This is a genomic window from Neptunomonas antarctica, from assembly GCF_001305295.1.
GTDB classification, from domain to species: domain Bacteria; phylum Pseudomonadota; class Gammaproteobacteria; order Pseudomonadales; family Balneatricaceae; genus Neptunomonas; species Neptunomonas antarctica.
Window position 1 is genome coordinate 1 of the sequence record NZ_LJSI01000025.1, and the last position, 1,479, is coordinate 1,479.

Consider the following 1,479-nt stretch of genomic DNA (forward strand, 5'->3'; position numbering starts at 1 on the left):
GGTCAGGTAGAGAATACTAAGGCGCATGAGAGAACTCAGGTGAAGGAACTAGGCAAAATGGTGCCGTAACTTCGGGAGAAGGCACGCTCCTGCTGGTGACGAGCTTTACGCTCTGAGCTGTCGGGAGTCGAAGATACCAGGTGGCTGCGACTGTTTATTAAAAACATAGCACTCTGCAAACACGAAAGTGGACGTATAGGGTGTGACGCCTGCCCGGTGCCGGAAGGTTAATTGATGGGGTTAGCTTCGGCGAAGCTCTTGATCGAAGCCCCGGTAAACGGCGGCCGTAACTATAACGGTCCTAAGGTAGCGAAATTCCTTGTCGGGTAAGTTCCGACCTGCACGAATGGCGTAACGATGGCCACACTGTCTCCACCTGAGACTCAGTGAAATTGAAATCGCAGTGAAGATGCTGTGTACCCGCGGCTAGACGGAAAGACCCCGTGAACCTTTACTATAGCTTCACAGTGGACTTTGACATTACTTGTGTAGGATAGCTGGGAGGCTTTGAAGCATGGTCGCTAGATCGTGTGGAGCCAATCTTGAAATACCAGCCTGGTACTGTTGAGGTTCTAACTCAGGTCCCTAATCGGGATCGAGGACATTGTGTGGTGGGTAGTTTGACTGGGGCGGTCTCCTCCCAAAGAGTAACGGAGGAGCACGAAGGTACCCTCAGCATGGTCGGAAATCATGCATTGAGTGCAAGCGCATAAGGGTGCTTAACTGCGAGACAGACACGTCGAGCAGGTACGAAAGTAGGTGCTAGTGATCCGGTGGTTCTGTATGGAAGGGCCATCGCTCAACGGATAAAAGGTACTCCGGGGATAACAGGCTGATTCCTCCCAAGAGTTCACATCGACGGGGGAGTTTGGCCCCTCGATGTCGGCTCATCACATCCTGGGGCTGAAGCCGGTCCCAAGGGTATGGCTGTTCGCCATTTAAAGTGGTACGCGAGCTGGGTTTAGAACGTCGTGAGACAGTTCGGTCCCTATCTGCCGTGGGCGTTTGAGATTTGAGAAGAGTTGCTCCTAGTACGAGAGGACCGGAGTGAACGAACCTCTGGTGTTCCGGTTGTCACGCCAGTGGCATTGCCGGGTAGCTACGTTCGGACGGGATAACCGCTGAAAGCATCTAAGCGGGAAGCCCCCTTCAAGATGAGATCTCGCTGGGAACTTGATTCCCCTAAAGAGCCGTTTAAGACTAAGACGTTGATAGGCTGGGTGTGGAAGCGCTGCGAGGCGTTGAGCTAACCAGTACTAATTGCTCGTGAGGCTTGACCATATAACGCCAAAGGCGTGTGGGAAGCATGTAGTAAAGATAAAGTTATTGAAGTGCTTGTTAAAACAGACAATCAGTTAAACCCAATTCATCAAATCCATGTTGTAACAGTTTATGCTTGGCGACCATAGCGAAGTGGAACCACCTGATCCCATCCCGAACTCAGTAGTGAAACGCTTTAGCGCCGATGGTAGTGTGGGG

At 51.8% G+C, this 1,479-nt stretch carries 2 rRNA genes; both read left to right on the forward strand.

The annotated features are described in order from the left end of the window. Window positions 1-1,281, forward strand: a 23S ribosomal RNA gene (locus Nant_RS04855); the annotation flags it as partial. Between the two features lie 114 nt (window positions 1,282-1,395). Next, a 5S ribosomal RNA gene (rrf, locus tag Nant_RS04860) occupies window positions 1,396-1,479 on the forward strand; the annotation flags it as partial.